The sequence below is a fragment of the Paenibacillus sp. SAF-068 genome, from assembly GCF_051967555.1.
Classification (GTDB): Bacteria; Bacillota; Bacilli; order Paenibacillales; family Paenibacillaceae; genus Paenibacillus.
Genome location: NZ_JBQCJX010000003.1, coordinates 451,677 through 467,770 on the forward strand (window position 1 = coordinate 451,677; position 16,094 = coordinate 467,770).

A 16,094-nucleotide genomic window follows, 5' to 3' on the forward strand; every position below is an offset into this window, starting at 1 on the left:
TTCCTCCTTTGCGGATAACGAAACCACACGCTCTTCAGGTTAACGCTGCAATTCCCGCTCGACGCGGTGTACCGTATCTGTCCAGACTTGCTGTGGATCGGCATTTTGCTTCGCCACATCATTCAGCCTTCGCGTAATAATGTTGTGTACGGAAGGGTATCTTTCGCCAAAAAAAGCATCTGGCACTTGCTGTGCCGATTCGGCAAATACGGGACCCGTCGCCTGTCCGCCGAAGAAAGGTTCTTCCTCTTTCATGGCAGGGTCGTCAAATACACCTGGTGCGGAAGGGAACAGGTTCAATGTCTGATATTGCTCCAGCTGGTTCTCGGGACTTTGCAGCCAGCGAACCAGTTCAAAAGCTTCCTGAGGATGTTCACTCGACTTCAGGATGGACAGGAATGATCCCCCGTTATTGCCATCTCCCCCTGGCGCTCGGGCAACCCGCCATTTCCCGGATGTATCCGGAGCAGCTTCCTGAAGCACTTGCTTCATCCAGACAGCGCCCACGAACGAGGCAATCTCGCCATTATTCATCGCGGCGTTCCAGCCTGGAGTCCAGCCGTCTGCATTGGCAAGTAGCCCCTTTTCTTTGAAAGCAATGGATGTATCCCAGCTTGTTCGTACCAGAGCAGAATCCATGCCGATGAATGAACCGTCCGGACGGAAATAACGTTCAGCTCCTTGGGATAATACCTGGTTGTAAACGCTTCCAATGTTATCGGTCAGAAATACCTTGCCTCCGAATTTTTCCTTGATCTTCTCTCCGGCAGCAGCATAAGCATCCCAGCTGTTGATTTGACGTGTAACGTCTTCAGGATCAGACGGCAATCCGGCTTCCTTGAACAGATCTTCCCGGTAGAAGAGAGCCGTTGGTCCCGTATCCATCGGAAACCCGATCATCTGTCCACTCGGCGTAACGCCTTGCTTCCATTTCCACGGCAGATACTGGTCTTCAATATCACCTGCGCCAAGATCATACAGATTATAGAAACGGTCCTCACTGGGGAAGAGCTCCATGATCCAGTCGTTCAATGCTACAATGTCTGGTTCACCTGAGCGTGCAGCGAGAGTTGTTTTGAGTTTTGCCTTGAAATCACCGCCGATTTTCTGAGCTGTCAGTTCAATATTGGGGAACTTTTCCTTGGCCCTGGCAATCAACTTATCATCAATGGAACGGTTCCAGTACCATAATGTAAGCGTTACCTTTTTGTTGCTGGCTGAATCGTCCTGTCCGGGCCAGATGGAGCATCCGCTTATAAGCAGGACGCAGACCATCAGTATGGCTGTCCAGCATGTTCTTTTCCGGCGGATCATGTGCATAACCCCCTCATCGTTAAGTTCGAGGCATGAAGTGCTTTGGACTACAACATTAGTGTATGAGCAGTTTATAAACTCATACCCATTATTCCTGAAATGAAACACATTTTATGACGATTGCGTAACATAAATTGGGTAGTTACTTTAAAAATAAAAGTTACTTGACACATTATAATTTTTATTCTAAACTAACTTACATAAAGTAACTAATGATGATGAGAATAATATAGATACGTACTATATGACATCCAAGTGATCCAATATTACTTTCGATGCGAATCAATCAACATATAAGTTGGCCTAAACAGGAGGAACGACAATGATCAATTCACATATTATTCAGCTGCTTGCCCCCAAAATCCAGACTTTTCCGAGTGGAAAAGAGTTCATATACCTTGTGGGACCGATTAAGCTTCCGGTTAACCTCGATGGGGAAACCAAGACATTCCAGTGGTACAGCTGGATGAAATCGGACAAAGCGATGGAGAGCGGCGAGTTAATTGAATCCCTTGCTGCTGCTGAACTGGCAGAGCGTCAACAATCCAGTGTTCTGGTCTATGGCGACTTTGCCGAAGCACAAGAAGCGCTAATCCGGATGCATAGCATCTGTCATACAGGCGACATCTTTGGCAGCAAACGCTGTGATTGCGGTTTCCAATTGGAGCAGTCCATGAAAATGATTGCCGCTCACGGAGCAGGTGCGCTGTTCTATCTTGCGAACCATGAGGGACGTGGCATCGGTCTGTTCAGCAAAGCGATGGCGTACCTTTTGCAAGAAGAAGGTCTGGATACGGTAGATGCAAACTTGCAGCTCGGATTCACGGACGATGCTCGTAATTATGACGATGCGATTGCTGTGTTACGTGAGCTTCGTTCCGCACCCGTTACATTGATCACCAACAATCCACGCAAGCTGGCTGCCTTGCAGGAAGCGGGATTGAATGTGGGCGGACGTGTCCCATTATGGGGAGATCGCTCTGCATTCAACGAGAAATATTTGCAAACGAAAGTGAACCGTTCAGGTCACTTGGCAGAGAGTGATGGATGGGCTGGAGCAGAGACGTTGCTTCCGCATGCGCAGGCTTAACATGTAAATAGACGTAATCGATCAAGTGAATTAGTCGTTGTTGTGCTCTTCGTTATGAAGATGTACTTCAACGGCTTTTTGGTATGGATGACAGGTTAGTGAGCCGGTTTTCATGATTTGAATGGCTTGCCGTTCTTACAGTACGGAATATACAATATAGTCATCTGATGAATGCGGGAGGAACGAAGGTGCCATTTGAGGGACAACGTATATTGCCGGCTGCCAAGAGTATGAGGCAGTTTGAAGCGATGATTGAAGGCCCTTATACCTATGGGGTAATGCTGGAAACCCATATTGCTCAGCTTCAGAGTGTAATGGACGAGGCGCGCCGGTATGACAAAAAAATACTTTTGCATGCAGATCTGGTACAAGGATTGAAAAATGACGAGTATGCCGCAGAGTATCTGTGTCAGCACATTCGCCCGGCAGGACTGATCTCTACACGAGCAAGTGTTATTCAGAAGGCGAAGCAAAAGGGCATTACAGCGATTCAACGTATTTTTCTGCTGGATACTCATGCATTGGAGAAAAGTTATCTCTTGGTGGCCAAAACTCAACCGGATTATATTGAAGTACTACCTGGCGTCATTCCGCATATTATTGCGGAAGTATCTGTGCGTACCGGTATCCCTATTATTGCAGGAGGATTGATCCGATCACCGGAAGAGGTTGAACTTGCGCTTGGCGTTGGGGCTACGGCAGTGACCACATCCAATGCAGATCTGATCCGACACTTTGGGAAATCGCTTACACCGTAAAAAAAGAACCCACAACAGGAGGTTATCTGTATGGAAAAGTATATATTGGCTCTGGATCAGGGAACGACAAGCTCCCGAGCTATTCTGTTTAATCGCGGCGGGGAGATTGTGCACATTGCACAGCAGGAATTCCCGCAATATTTCCCCAAACCGGGGTGGGTAGAGCAGAATGCCAACGAAATCTGGAGTTCCATTCTTGCCGTGATGGCTTCATGTCTGGCAGAGAGCGGAATCAAACCGGTTCAGATTGCCGGAATTGGAATTACGAATCAGCGCGAGACCGTTGTGGTATGGGACAAAGAAACAGGCAGACCCATCTATAATGCAGTGGTATGGCAGTCCAGACAGACTGCTGACATCTGTGAAGAATTGAAGACGCAGGGACTCGGGGATCTTTTTCGCCGCAAAACAGGATTACTGATCGACCCCTACTTCTCAGGAACGAAGGTGAAATGGATTCTGGATCATGTCCCTGGTGCCCGGGAGCGGGCAGAGAAAGGGGAATTGCTGTTTGGCACAATTGATAGCTGGCTGATCTGGAAACTGAGCGGGGGCACACACGTCACGGATATATCCAATGCCTCGCGTACCTTGATGTATAACATCTATGATCTGCAATGGGACGATGAATTGTTGGGTATTCTCAACATTCCCAAGGCCATGCTGCCGGAGGTGAGAGGTTCATCCGAGGTGTATGCACACACCACCGATTATCATTTCTTCGGTCATCGGATTCCGATTGCGGGAGCTGCAGGAGATCAACAGGCGGCGATGTTTGGTCAGGGGTGTTACACCAAGGGCAGTATGAAAAATACATATGGCACCGGATGTTTCATGCTCATGAATACGGGCGAGAACCCGGTACAATCGGATCACGGACTGATTACGACGATTGCGTGGGGGATGAATGGCAAGGTCGAATATGCGCTCGAAGGCAGCATTTTTGTTGCTGGTTCAGCGGTTCAGTGGCTGCGTGACGGATTAAGAATGCTTCGCTCTTCCAAAGATAGTGAGGATTACGCCTCACGTGTACCTTCGACAGACGGTGTTTACATGGTACCTGCATTTGTGGGACTGGGCAGTCCGTATTGGGATAGTGAGGTTAAGGGGGCGGTGTTTGGCCTGACCCGAGGCACGACGAAGGAACACTTTATCCGTGCTACGCTGGAGGCGTTGGCGTATCAGACCAAAGATGTACTGGAGGCCATGGAATCCGATTCCGGTATTCCCGTGCATGCTCTGCGGGTGGATGGAGGAGCGGCAGCCAATGATTTTCTCATGCAGTTCCAGAGTGATATTCTGGGCATTCCTGTCGAACGCCCAACGGTGAATGAAACGACGGCACTCGGTGCGGCTTATCTGGCAGGACTCGCGGTTGGATATTGGACGAGTGCGGATGAATTGAGCGATCATGAGAATACCGAGCGTGTCTTCCAGCCTGTTATGGCTGAGGAACAACGGACAGAATTGTATGCAGGCTGGAAGCGTGCAGTGAACGCAGCGATGGCTTTCAAATAAAAATAATAAAATATAAGAAATGCAATGAACGTTCCTCGGGGTGGGTATTTGTACTTTTTCGCTAAACTTATGTTATAAATGATATTTACTGGTGGAAATTAATACACATTTTACAGGGGAATTTTTCCTGGGGAAGCAAAACCACATACCCACTATAAGGAAAAAAATAAGTTTAGTGGATTCATTTGAAGTTCCATCCTTTGGCAGAACAACTTTTTGAATTTTTTTTGAATAATGTGTCAAATCAGGACTTCACGCCGTCAAAAATCTGTGATAGGATAAAGGCACAAGTTAAAAAATGATGTCTGGAGATCGGGAGGGACCACGTGCCGCTCAGCAATTGCTGAGCGAATGACGTGGTCCTTTTTTTGTTTTTTTAGGGAAATATTATGGGGATAATTGGGAGGTTCAAGAATGACAGAAACGTTCTCGTCAGCGCACCGGACCGAATATTTGCAAAGCATGGAGAATGCACATTTTGACATATTAATTATTGGTGGTGGGATTACAGGCGCAGGGATTGCATTGGATGCAGCTTCACGTGGGTTGAAGACAGCGCTTGTCGAAATGCAGGATTTTGCAGCGGGTACATCCAGTCGTTCGACCAAACTTGTCCATGGCGGATTACGCTATCTGAAGCAATATGAAGTGAAGATGGTTGCGGAGGTAGGACGGGAGCGGGCTGTAGTTTATGAGAATGGGCCGCATGTGAACACACCGGAACCGATGTTGTTACCAATCTACACGGCAGGTACGTTCGGCCGATTCAGCACATCCATTGGTCTGATGGTATATGATCGGCTCGCCGGGGTGAAGCGCAGTGAACGGCGCCAAATGTTGAATGCTGGAGCGGTGTCAGATAGTGAACCTTTATTACGGAAGCAGGGGTTATTGGGTGGGGGACTCTATGTGGAGTACCGGACTGATGATGCCAGGCTCACTATTGAGGTCATGAAAGAAGCTGTCAAACATGGGGCACTGGCAGTGAACTACGTCAAGGCAAACGGTTTTCTGAAGGAGAATGGCAAGATTACCGGTATTCAGGTTATGGATCAGATCGATGGGCTGAACTATACGCTCAAAGCAAGCAAGGTAATCAACGCTTCCGGCCCATGGGTAGATAGTCTGCGGGAATTGGATGGTTCACGCCAGGGTAAAACGCTTCAGATGACCAAAGGCATTCATTTGGTCTTTGATGGTGAACGATTCCCATTGAGGCAGGCTGTCTATTTTGATACACCAGATGGTCGGATGGTGTTTGCTGTCCCACGTGATGGCAAAACCTATGTAGGAACGACCGATACCGTATATCGGGATGATCCTGCACACCCGCAAATTTCCGACTCGGATCGTGATTATGTGATTGATGCAGTCAATGGCATGTTTCCAAGTGTACACATTGGTACCGAGGATGTGGAATCAGGCTGGGCGGGTGTGCGTCCACTCATTCATGAGGAAGGCAAGAACCCTTCTGAAATTTCACGTAAAGATGAGGTCTGGGTCTCTGATTCCAATCTGATTACGATTGCCGGGGGCAAGTTAACCGGATACCGTAAAATGGCCGAGATGGTCGTTGACCTGGTCGCACGTCAGATGGAGCAGGAGAGCGGATATTCCATAGGCCCATGCGTAACGAAGAAGATGCCCATCTCGGGCGGTGACGTAGGGGGTTCGGCTGGATTTGTATCGTACGCGGAGCGCAAAATCAAGGATGGTGTCGCTCTAGGGCTATCTCGACCTGCCGCAGAGCGGCTGGTTCGCACGTATGGTTCCAATGTGAAGGCACTGTATGAGCGAATGCCTGATCCCCGTACCAAGGCTGAGCTTCATGGCATGCCACAGGAGCTGCTGCTGATGTTACAATATGCGATTGATGAAGAGATGGCTGTAACCCCTTCTGACTTTTTGGTACGAAGAACAGGAGATTTATTTTTCCGTATTGATGAGGTCCGTCGTTATAAGGCAGCGGTTATTTCCTATATGGCGGGGCGTTTGAGCTGGTCGGATGAGCAAGCAATCAAGCATACACAGGAACTGGATCAGCTGTTGCTGGAAGCATCCGGCAAAATCTGAGGCAGGATTTCAAGGTCGAAAGTCGAATGGAACATGTAAGCGTGTAACATAGAGAGGGGATTACATCCATGACATTACAGATCGGAATCATTGGAACAGGCTGGTTCAGTAAGGTACACGCGGATATTCTCGCACGGATGGAAGGTGTTCGTGTTGCGAGTGTCTGTGGAACAACGTTGGAAAAGGCAGAGGCTATGGCTTCCGTCTATGATGCTGTTGGTTACGGGGAACTTGAACATATGCTGGATGGTGAGAAGCTGGATGCGGTGTACATCTGTGTGCCCCCGATGTCTCACGGATCGATTGAGTCCGAATTGATTCGCCGTGGTATTCCATTCCTGGTGGAGAAACCTTTGAGCACCGGAATGGATGTTCCGCGTCAGGTGTTGGATCAGGTGCAGAAGAGCGGATTGTTAACCTCTGTCGGATACCATTTCCGTTATCAGGAAGCTGCGCAGGTACTGCAGCAAGCGATGAAAGAACAGACGGTCGGCATGGCTCTTGGCCGCTGGATGGGCGGAATGCCGGGGGTTGCCTGGTGGCGGCGTCAGGAAGGTTCGGGAGGACAATTTGTTGAGCAAACTACACATATTGTAGACTTGCTTCGGTATTGTGCAGGAGAAGTTACGGAGGTATATGCCGTAGCAGCTCAGCGAAGCATGCATGAGAAGCATGAGCATGTCACCGTTGCCGATGTAGCGAATGTGACGCTCAAGCTGGAGAGTGGAGCGATTGCAAGCATCGCCAATACATGTCTGTTACCGGACGGAGAAGGCGGCGCAGGACTCCAGTTCTACACGGATGCAGGTGTGTGGGATTGGACGCCGGAACGTTTGCTTCTACCAAGTGCGGCAACGCATGCGATGGCAGGCCTGGAGATTCCGGCAGGACATAATCCATACGAGCGTGAGAACGAAGCGTTCATTCATGCCCTGCGTACAGGAGACCGTTCACGAATTCTATCCGATTATGCGGATGCCTGCCGTACACAGGAGATTACGACGGCAGCGTTGGCATCGGCAGATTCCGGTCTGCCCGTAAAGCTGCAGCCTTCGAAGCATCTCTCTCATTAATAAAAGTTGAACGTAATAATTGGACGTAATATAAATACGCCTGAATCAGGGACTGATCCGCAGATCAGCCTGATTCAGGCGTATTTTGTATTGAGCGAAGATTAGCGGAGCATCTTTTCAAATTACTCGGACTTCTGCTGTTTCAACCAGTCGGAAGACCAGCTGTAGATCTGATCAATGACAGGTTCAATGGCTCTGCCTTTCGGAGTTAATTCATACTCTACACGAGGAGGAATCTCCGGAAACATGTGTCGGGTTACGATACCTTCTGTCTCCATTTCCTTCAATCGTTCCGATAAAAGTCGTCCACTGATCGCCATCTCTGCTTCAAGCTCCGTAAACCGTTTGGGTCCGGACAACAGTTGGTACATGATTAACAGTACCCATTTCTTGCCTATAATGTCTATGGCCTGAGTGATCATACAGGGACTTGGTGCTTTTGCTTTTCTCAGCTTCAACGCATTCACCTCGATTCATAATCAGTTTCTTCGCAGTTGTATATGAAAGGACAGGGTTTCTGCCGCTCTTGGAATGGTAGGTCATTCACGTAATTGAGGGTTACTACAAAATATACTGTAACATACCTTTTGTATGTATTATACATCATACAGAGAAAAATTACTTGAAGAAATTATATTATTATAATATACTAACTTCACAAAAGTAAGTTGGTGATAAATAATACGTATAATATGAACGCATACTATTATGAAAATGGAACTGGACTGAACGATTAAAACAGAGTGACCTTTGGGAACTTTTACATAGATTCTTTTTTTACATTGTGCAGCAAAAATAGCATTACATAGTAGGAACATATAATTTGTCACAGGAGGATCTACATATGAACAAAATTTTGGGTTATATTTTTCTGGTTGTGCTTGCAAGTGTGTTTGTCATGACGGGATTTAATAAAATTAGTGGAGCAGACATGATGATTCAGACATTTGAGAGTTTCTCTTATCCAACATGGACCATGTATCTGCTCGGCGCTGCCGAGCTGCTTAGTGCAGTCGGACTGCTGATTCCACGGACTCGTATCCTGGCTTCTGGCATACTGACATTCATTCTGATTGGAGCCGTGGGAAGTCATCTAATCTATGCACTATATGCTGCGGTTCCATTCCCGGCTGTGTTGTTGGTAGCTAACATTATTGTCCTGATTGTGGGCATGCGCAGATTGGAAGCGGAAGAAGAAGGTCAGATGGATACAATTCAGGCATAATTGAGAGATAAGATGCCTATACAGAAGATGACCACTGCCAATAAGCGGTGGTCATCTTCTTATGTAAGACTTCGTTTGGCACGCGTGATGATTCGCAGTGTATGTTTGGTGTCGGACTGCTGAATCCAAGTGGCACAGACCTGCCGGACCCACTCGGGATTTGTTTTGCCGGCATCGTTCAACCAGTTGCTTACCGAATCTTGCACATACTTATGAGCATCGGATTTCACCGCGTCAAGCAAGGGAAGGGCCATGGTCGGATTTTCTTTTAACTCCTGAATATGCTTGGCCCAGACGCCACGAGGTCTGATGGATTCTATAGCAAAGCGACGGATCAGTGGATCAGGGTCAACGCTCCATGGGATTAACTGCTGCAGGGCTAAGGATAATTCGGCAGAGATGGACTCCCGTACAGCCATCCAGGCGATTTCTCTCACACCAAAGTGATGATCTGCTGCAAAGGGCCGAATATGTTCCAACTTTTCAGTCAGGTTCAGACCGGAATCCAGCCCAATAATATAAGCCGCCCAGCAGCGTACACTGTCTGAACGATGCTCAGCAATGGAACGAAAGAGATTCGTGCGTTCATAGATGGGTAGACGATTCAACAGATTAAGCCATTGCATACCAATGGCCGGAATGATTTTCATAATCCGATGCTCATTCATCTGTTTTAATTGCTCCATAATTTCTATCGTTTCAGCATCCATTCCCCATTCATGGGTAACCTTCTGAAAAAGAAAAACATGATCTACTGCCAGCCATTCGGTCAGATTGACCGATTCGATCTGTCCTGCTTGTAGCCCATTGCGGATGTGCTCCGGGATTTCCGCTGCTTTACGGGCACCTTTGCGAAGAAGAATGGCTTCAGGGATCAACAGATCTGATTTAGCATCCAACGGTATACTCCTCCTTGGTTGTATAGACTTATGCGTTATACAATACAACTTGTCAGAGAACAGGGATGTAAGGCAGCTTACAACTGGGAAGTGATGCTCCGAAGGGTAACGATTTCGTCACGATGAAGGGAGACTGATTTGAATCCTGTGCGAATACGACCTGCTCTTGCTAACTCTTGCATGGCCACGGTGACCGATTCCCGTGTGGCTCCCGCCATCCAGGCAATCTCCTGATGGGTAAGCGCGAGTTGAATCCGGCAGTACTCATCTTCTTCGATCCACCCCATCTGTTCAGCCAGCCGAAAGAGATTGTGTATCACCTTTTCATGCAGGTTTCCGAGTGCGAGCGTCTGTGTCAACTCGCTCATTCGCTTGATCCGCTCGCTTAGCACATTCATCAGTCTCATCATAAATTGTGGATGTTCAATCAGAAACTGCTCAAAACGAGGCTTGTCCATCAGGCAAATGTCACACGCCTCCATCGTTTCAATATAAACGGCACGTGTTCCGAGTGAGATTCCGTTCATCTCTCCAAATACGTTACCTTCCGTCAACATATCGAGAGTGAACTGCTTGCCCTCCGGGTTCAATGTATATAAACGAACCTTTCCCCGTTTTACAAAATAGAAACCCTCCGTAAATGTATCGGGTGTCTGGATCAGTCTGTTTTTAGCTATGGTCGTGATGGAAGTCATCGCATCCATCTCAATCAGATCTGCCTCGGACAAAGAGGACATGAGGTCGAACTGTGATAAATACAGATTTTTATCCATAAGACTCCTTCCTTTACGATATGAATATAAAAAAAAGAAGAACCCACGAAAAACAACGGGTTCTCTTGCAGCGGGACTTCCTGAATGGAAGGTCTTCTGACTATAAATGATCGAATGCCATTTGATTATAGTAACTTTTTTAATTGAGAGACGCGTCCTTGGCTGATGCCAAGCTTTTCCGCAATTTGCTGTTGAGCCAAACCAGGATTCTGTTCAACAATTTCTTTCATCTGTTGCAGCATGCGTGCCGTTTTCGGCCGCAAATCCGGATATTCTTGGTTGTCAGCTGTGATCCCTTCTTCCCTAGCGGGAGATGAGACTGAGGCGGATTTGGAAGCAGGACGCTCCACGGGTGCAGGAGCCTGTTTGTTCTGAGGTACGAACCAGTCGGGAGAATCATCCGGGTGTTTTAATTGAATTGCACAAGTCCGGCAGATGAATTGTTCTTTGAAATACATTTCCGTATCCACATCACCGCAAAAAATACATAATGTTGATTTGTACTTTCGTAAAATCAACTCTTTCCCTTCAATGAAAAACTCAAGCGGATCGCCGATATGGATTTCCATCGTATCCCGCATTTCTTTGGGAAGGACAATTCGTCCAAGACGGTCCAGAGATCTCTTCATTCCGGTTCTTTTCATCGCATCTCCCCCGCAATATTCACAATTAAAACCTGTCCTTATTGTAAGGAAGAAAGGGCTTTAATACAACAATAATATTTCAAAAAAGTGGGATAATTCCATCTATTATGGGAAAATAAGTTTGGAAAGGATCGGTGCAACGGCTAAAGTGAATAATGCGGCGAGCACCATGGAGATGCTGGAGATGGTACCTGTCAGGGAACTCAGTTCAAACGCTTTGGATGTTCCTGTGCCATGGGCACCGGTTCCAAACAGTGTACCTCGTGCAATCTCGCCGTCAATGCGGAGCATCTTAACAATAGAAGGTCCCATAATGACCCCAAGCAGACCGGTCATAATGACAAAAACCGCAGTAATTGCCGGAATTCCCCCAATCGTTGCGGATACGTTCATCGCAATTGGAGTGGTAATGGAACGCGGGATCAAGCTATGGATCAGTCCTGAATCCAGTTGCAGCCATTTGGCAAGCAGGGCAGAAGACAGCACGGCAACCACCGATCCGGTCATGACACTGAAGACAATCTCGGAGATATGTTTTTTGAGTACATGGAAAAAGGTATACAGCGGTACGGCAAAAGCCACAGTGGCTGGTTGAAGCAACAGACTCAGCCATTTGCCGCCACTGCTATACGTGGTATAATCCGTTCCCGTTGCGAGCAATATGCCAACGACAAGCAGTGGCGTAATGAGCAATGGAGACAGATAGACTTTGGGCAGATTACGATACATTCGTTTGGCGACCGCATAGATCCCGACGGTTAACAACAGGCAGAGGAATCCAATCATCCGGTGTGACGCTCCTTTCGTTTCGCAATTCGTGTAGCAACGAGTCCTGTGCAGGACATGACCAGAAATGTGCTTAGCAGTACAATGAATAAAATCTGTAGTCCGTCATGCTCCAACATGGGCATATAATTCATGATGCCAACGGCCGATGGGATAAAAAATAACAATAGTTCACCGAGCAGCCAGGCAGCTCCAACTTCAATCCAGCGCAGCTTCACGACACGGGTCTGAAGCAGAATGAATAACACGACCATACCGAGGATTGAACCGGGTACAGGAAGATGGAGAGTACGGGCCAGCAGGTCCATAAGCAGTGAAAAAACCATTAAGAGCGCAACCTGTGCAATACCAATGCCCCATTTTTTCACTTCAATCCCTCCTTGTATCATTAACGTAATCGTTTAAGTTATTTGAAAATGTTTCATTGGATATCATAAATTTTACATGGCCTTCTTTCATGAGTAAAATGCATATTAAGAATGTTTACTATTCCATTTATCTATGAGGGGTGGGGACCAAGCGATGGATATCCGCCATTTGCAATATTTTCTGGAAGTCGCCCGGCAGCAGAGCTTCACAAAAGCCGCTGAAGTGCTGTATATCACCCAGCCTACCATCAGCAAGACGGTCAAGAGTCTTGAAGAGGAATTGGGTATCACGTTACTTGACCGTTATGGTAAGAAAGTTGAACTAACCGATGCAGGTCATGTGTTTTTTCGGCAGGCGCTGGAGATTGAAAAATCATTCCGCAGTCTGTCATCCGAATTGGACGATCTGATGAACTTGAAGAAAGGCCATCTGCGGATTGGCTTGCCACCGATGGTGGGGTCCAGCTTTTTCCCCATGATCATCGGCGAATTTCACAAAGCCTACCCCCAGGTGACTATTCAGTTATTTGAGGATGGTGCCAAAAAAGTGGAGGCCGATGTGATTAGCGGTGCACTGGATATTGGCGTTGCCGTACTGCCAACCGTGGACGAACTGTTGGATCATTTTGTTTTTGTGAAAGAAAAATTGAATCTGCTTGTACACCCTTCACATCCACTTGCAGGTAAAGAGTCGGTGGCGCTGCATGAACTGGAAAACGATGCCTTTGTGCTGTTTCGGGAGGATTTTGCGTTGCATGATCGGATTATTGTCGCCTGCCAGCATGCGGGGTTCCAGCCCAGGGTGGTGTATGAGAGTTCTCAGTGGGATCTGCTCAGCGCAATGGTTGCTGCCAATCTGGGTGTGGCCTTACTGCCGGAGACGATCTGTCGTGAGGTGGATCATATGCGCGTGCGGATCATCCCCGTGGTGGAACCGGTGATACCCTGGCAGCTCGGCATGATCTGGCGGAAGGACCGCTATCTGTCTTTTGCCACGAGAGAGTGGATCGGATTCACACAGTCGATGTTGGGTGAGTAAAGCCAAATAGAAATATCCCCGGATCGTTGTTACAATGGAAGCATAATGATGGTGGAGGTGTATGAACATGAAACTGCGGGTATCTGCTGTACAATACCAATTGCACACAATCAGCTCGTTTGAGCAGTTCGCCGCTCAGGCGGAGCATTACATACGGACAGCGAGCGAATATGGAACCGAGTTTGTGCTGTTCCCGGAATTTTTTACAACGCAATTAATGTCCATTGGGGACGAACAAGGTAACGCACTGACCATTGAGGATCTGCCGAATTTTACGGAGCAATATGAAAAACTGTTCACGTCACTTGCTGCCAAGTACGGTATGCATGTCATCGGGGGAACCCACGTCATTCGCCGTGAGGGGAAGCTGTATAATTCAGCTCACCTGTTTTACCCGGATGGTCGCATCGCGCGGCAGGACAAGATTCATATAACTCCAACCGAAGTACAGGAATGGAATATGGCTCCCGGAGATGGACTTGAAGTGTTCGACACCGATAAAGGCCGTATTGCCATGCTGACCTGTTACGATATTGAGTTCCCGGAAATTGTGCGGATGGCCAAAGCCAAAGGCGCTGACGTGATTTTCTGTCCTTCCTGTACGGACGATCGTCATGGATTCTACCGTGTGCGCTATACGAGTCATGCCCGTGCGGTGGAGAATCAGGTGTATGTCGTGTTAACCGGAACGGTGGGTAATCTGCCGACCGTTGATTTCATGCGTGCCAACTATGGACAGGCTGCAATCATTACGCCGAATGATATCCCATTCCCGCCACGTGGCATTCTGGCCGAGGGTGAGATTAACAACGATATGATTGTGACCGCAGATCTGGATCTGGACTTACTGTATGAGGTGCGAGAACGTGGGTCGGTAACAACCTGGCGTGACCGCCGTACAGATCTGTATACCGATTGGACGTAGCAATTCCGTTAATAAACGAACAGGACATCGGAACATTTATCAGAATTCATTTGTCAGTGGAAAGGGCGGTCAGGCAACATGTATACCAAAGAAATGCTGATCACCGACCCGGAGCGGAATGGTAAAAGGGTAAAGGCTGTCGTCCGCAATTACATTGCAGCCGACTTTGAGGAACTCATTCGCATTCAGGCGGAAAGTTTCCCTCCTCCTTATCCGGAAGAGCTGCTCTGGAGTCACGAGCAGCTCAACAGTCATGTGCAGCATTACCCGGAAGGGGCCATATGCATTGAAGTGGAAGGAGAATTGGCCGGATCGATGACTTCGCTGCGGATGCAGTGGGACCCTGCACATCCGGCGAGTCATACCTGGGCAGAAGTCACAGATGACGGCTATATTCGTAACCACCAGCCGGATGGCAACACGCTGTATATTGTCGATCTCTGTGTTCGTCCGAAGTACCGCAAGTGGGGACTGGCTCAGTTGATGATGCAGGCGATGTACCACCTGGTAATTGCACAGAGTATGGATCGGTTACTCGGTGCGGGCAGAATGCCGGGTTATCATCTGGTTGCAGAGCAACTGTCGGCTCAGGAATATCTGGACCAAGTGGCTGTTGGGGAAAAGCATGATCCGGTGATATCGTTTCTGCTTCGTTGTGGACGCATGCCAGTAGGAGTAACCGCAGACTATCTGGATGATGAGGAATCCTGTAATTATGCTGCCCTGATGGAGTGGCGAAATCCATTTCGATAAGGGTTGCTGTCTTGAGCTTTCAAACCGCAGAAGTTATAGCGATCACAATTACAGATCAAACCCAATTTTCAAAGAACCATATACACGAATGATTAAGATACACATCCAAAACAAGGAGGCATACATGCATGGAATTCACACGTATTACATCCATTAAAGATCCATTATTTGCCCAAATGCATAAGCTGATGCAAGAAATCTTCCCGCGGGAAGAAGTGCTGGACTTCCCTCTCTGGGCAGAACCATTGGAAGATCCGGGTATTCGGGTGTTCGTCGCTGTCCATGAAGGGCAGGTCGTTGGCGCGACAGAGTACCGTTATTACGAGGATTGGAACGTGGCCATGACGGACTTTACGATTATTGGGCGTGAAGGTCTGGGTATCGGCAGTTTCCTGGCGAATCACCGCAAGCGGGATCTGCAGAAGTTGGCCGCGGGGAACGGGAAAGAATTGTTCGGCATGTTTGCCGAAATCTATAACCCTTATCTGAGTCAGGATCACGAGTTTGGCGGAATCAAGCCGATGGACCCATATGTCCGTCGTGAAGTGCTGTCCCATCTCGGATACCAGCGTCTGGACTTCCCGTATGTTCATCCATCCTGGCAAGGGGACGGGGAAGCGGTTGGCGGATTGGATCTGTGCTTTATGCCAGGCGATGAGTCCCTCGGTGAATTGCCAGCCAGTCTGGTGGCTGATTTCCTGAATCGGTATTATGCGGTGCTGCCGAACAAACCGCAGGAATGGCTTGCCATGGTAGAACAATTGACTGCTCGTAAGTCTGTTGCGCTACTGCCGTTGTAATCAGTTGAAAGACCCGAACCTGGACTAACCGGGTTCGGGTCTTTTTGGGTTTATTG

General features: G+C 48.0%; 17 protein-coding genes. 10 read left to right on the forward strand and 7 right to left on the reverse strand.

Annotation, left to right across the window (positions count from 1 at the left end):
• Positions 1 to 39: 39 nt before the first annotated feature.
• On the reverse strand, positions 40 to 1,314 hold the full coding sequence (locus tag ACTHPG_RS19735) for an ABC transporter substrate-binding protein (protein WP_440391157.1): 1,275 nt from the start codon (positions 1,312 to 1,314) through the stop codon (positions 40 to 42).
• 322 nt (positions 1,315 to 1,636) lie between these two features.
• Here ACTHPG_RS19735 and ACTHPG_RS19740 point away from each other — a divergent pair, with 322 nt between their 5' ends.
• The 5 genes from ACTHPG_RS19740 to ACTHPG_RS19760 all read left to right on the forward strand — a co-directional run bounded on the left by ACTHPG_RS19740 (position 1,637) and on the right by ACTHPG_RS19760 (position 7,826).
• Positions 1,637 to 2,404 carry a GTP cyclohydrolase II gene (locus ACTHPG_RS19740; RefSeq protein ID WP_440391158.1) on the forward strand — a complete coding sequence of 256 codons (768 nt, stop codon included), beginning with the start codon at positions 1,637 to 1,639 and terminating at the stop codon, positions 2,402 to 2,404.
• Between the two features lie 188 nt (positions 2,405 to 2,592).
• Entirely contained in the window at positions 2,593 to 3,162 is a 570-nt protein-coding gene (locus ACTHPG_RS19745) for a glycerol-3-phosphate responsive antiterminator (protein ID WP_440391159.1), read from the forward strand.
• Between the two features lie 30 nt (positions 3,163 to 3,192).
• Entirely contained in the window at positions 3,193 to 4,680 is a 1,488-nt protein-coding gene (gene glpK, locus ACTHPG_RS19750; RefSeq protein ID WP_440391160.1) for a glycerol kinase GlpK, read from the forward strand.
• Between the two features lie 414 nt (positions 4,681 to 5,094).
• Entirely contained in the window at positions 5,095 to 6,753 is a 1,659-nt protein-coding gene (locus ACTHPG_RS19755; protein ID WP_440391161.1) for a glycerol-3-phosphate dehydrogenase/oxidase, read from the forward strand.
• A 68-nt stretch (positions 6,754 to 6,821) separates the two neighbouring features.
• Positions 6,822 to 7,826: a Gfo/Idh/MocA family protein gene (locus ACTHPG_RS19760; protein ID WP_440391163.1), complete on the forward strand. Its 1,005-nt coding sequence runs from the start codon at positions 6,822 to 6,824 to the stop codon at positions 7,824 to 7,826.
• Positions 7,827 to 7,948: 122 nt separating this feature from the next.
• Here ACTHPG_RS19760 and ACTHPG_RS19765 read toward each other — a convergent pair whose 3' ends face one another.
• Complete coding sequence (locus ACTHPG_RS19765; RefSeq protein ID WP_026081419.1) at positions 7,949 to 8,248, reverse strand: winged helix-turn-helix transcriptional regulator; 300 nt, start codon at positions 8,246 to 8,248, stop codon at positions 7,949 to 7,951.
• A gap of 422 nt (positions 8,249 to 8,670) precedes the next feature.
• On the opposite strand from ACTHPG_RS19765, the gene ACTHPG_RS19770 reads away from it, so the two are divergent.
• The gene (locus tag ACTHPG_RS19770; RefSeq protein WP_440391164.1) at positions 8,671 to 9,051 is read left to right on the forward strand and encodes a DoxX family protein; all 381 of its coding nucleotides are present in this window, start codon (positions 8,671 to 8,673) and stop codon (positions 9,049 to 9,051) included.
• A gap of 59 nt (positions 9,052 to 9,110) precedes the next feature.
• On the opposite strand, the gene ACTHPG_RS19775 is transcribed toward ACTHPG_RS19770, so the two are convergent.
• The 5 genes from ACTHPG_RS19775 to ACTHPG_RS19795 all read right to left on the reverse strand — a co-directional run bounded on the left by ACTHPG_RS19775 (position 9,111) and on the right by ACTHPG_RS19795 (position 12,521).
• Positions 9,111 to 9,950 (reverse strand): DNA alkylation repair protein, encoded by an 840-nt coding sequence (locus ACTHPG_RS19775; RefSeq protein ID WP_440391165.1) that lies wholly within the window; start codon positions 9,948 to 9,950, stop codon positions 9,111 to 9,113.
• Positions 9,951 to 10,027: 77 nt separating this feature from the next.
• Positions 10,028 to 10,723 (reverse strand): Crp/Fnr family transcriptional regulator, encoded by a 696-nt coding sequence (locus tag ACTHPG_RS19780; RefSeq protein ID WP_440391166.1) that lies wholly within the window; start codon positions 10,721 to 10,723, stop codon positions 10,028 to 10,030.
• 125 nt (positions 10,724 to 10,848) lie between these two features.
• Entirely contained in the window at positions 10,849 to 11,367 is a 519-nt protein-coding gene (locus ACTHPG_RS19785) for an AbrB/MazE/SpoVT family DNA-binding domain-containing protein (RefSeq protein ID WP_440391167.1), read from the reverse strand.
• A 105-nt stretch (positions 11,368 to 11,472) separates the two neighbouring features.
• Positions 11,473 to 12,153, reverse strand: coding sequence for an LrgB family protein (locus ACTHPG_RS19790; protein ID WP_440391168.1), 681 nt, complete (start codon positions 12,151 to 12,153; stop codon positions 11,473 to 11,475).
• Positions 12,150 to 12,521, reverse strand: a complete 372-nt coding sequence (locus ACTHPG_RS19795) for a CidA/LrgA family protein (RefSeq protein ID WP_339298443.1) — start codon at positions 12,519 to 12,521, stop codon at positions 12,150 to 12,152. The genes ACTHPG_RS19790 and ACTHPG_RS19795 overlap by 4 nt, the downstream gene beginning before the upstream one ends.
• Positions 12,522 to 12,675: 154 nt before the next feature.
• Between ACTHPG_RS19795 and cidR the strand changes: the two genes are divergently transcribed.
• The 4 genes from cidR (at position 12,676) to ACTHPG_RS19815 (ending at position 16,038) form a co-directional block, all read left to right on the forward strand.
• Positions 12,676 to 13,560 (forward strand): cidABC operon transcriptional activator CidR, encoded by an 885-nt coding sequence (gene cidR, locus ACTHPG_RS19800; protein ID WP_047840818.1) that lies wholly within the window; start codon positions 12,676 to 12,678, stop codon positions 13,558 to 13,560.
• Between the two features lie 67 nt (positions 13,561 to 13,627).
• Positions 13,628 to 14,485, forward strand: coding sequence for a carbon-nitrogen hydrolase family protein (locus ACTHPG_RS19805; RefSeq protein ID WP_440391169.1), 858 nt, complete (start codon positions 13,628 to 13,630; stop codon positions 14,483 to 14,485).
• Positions 14,486 to 14,563: 78 nt separating this feature from the next.
• Positions 14,564 to 15,238, forward strand: coding sequence for a GNAT family N-acetyltransferase (locus ACTHPG_RS19810; RefSeq protein ID WP_440391171.1), 675 nt, complete (start codon positions 14,564 to 14,566; stop codon positions 15,236 to 15,238).
• 128 nt (positions 15,239 to 15,366) lie between these two features.
• Complete coding sequence (locus ACTHPG_RS19815) at positions 15,367 to 16,038, forward strand: GNAT family N-acetyltransferase (protein WP_440391172.1); 672 nt, start codon at positions 15,367 to 15,369, stop codon at positions 16,036 to 16,038.
• The last annotated feature ends 56 nt before the right edge of the window (positions 16,039 to 16,094 follow it).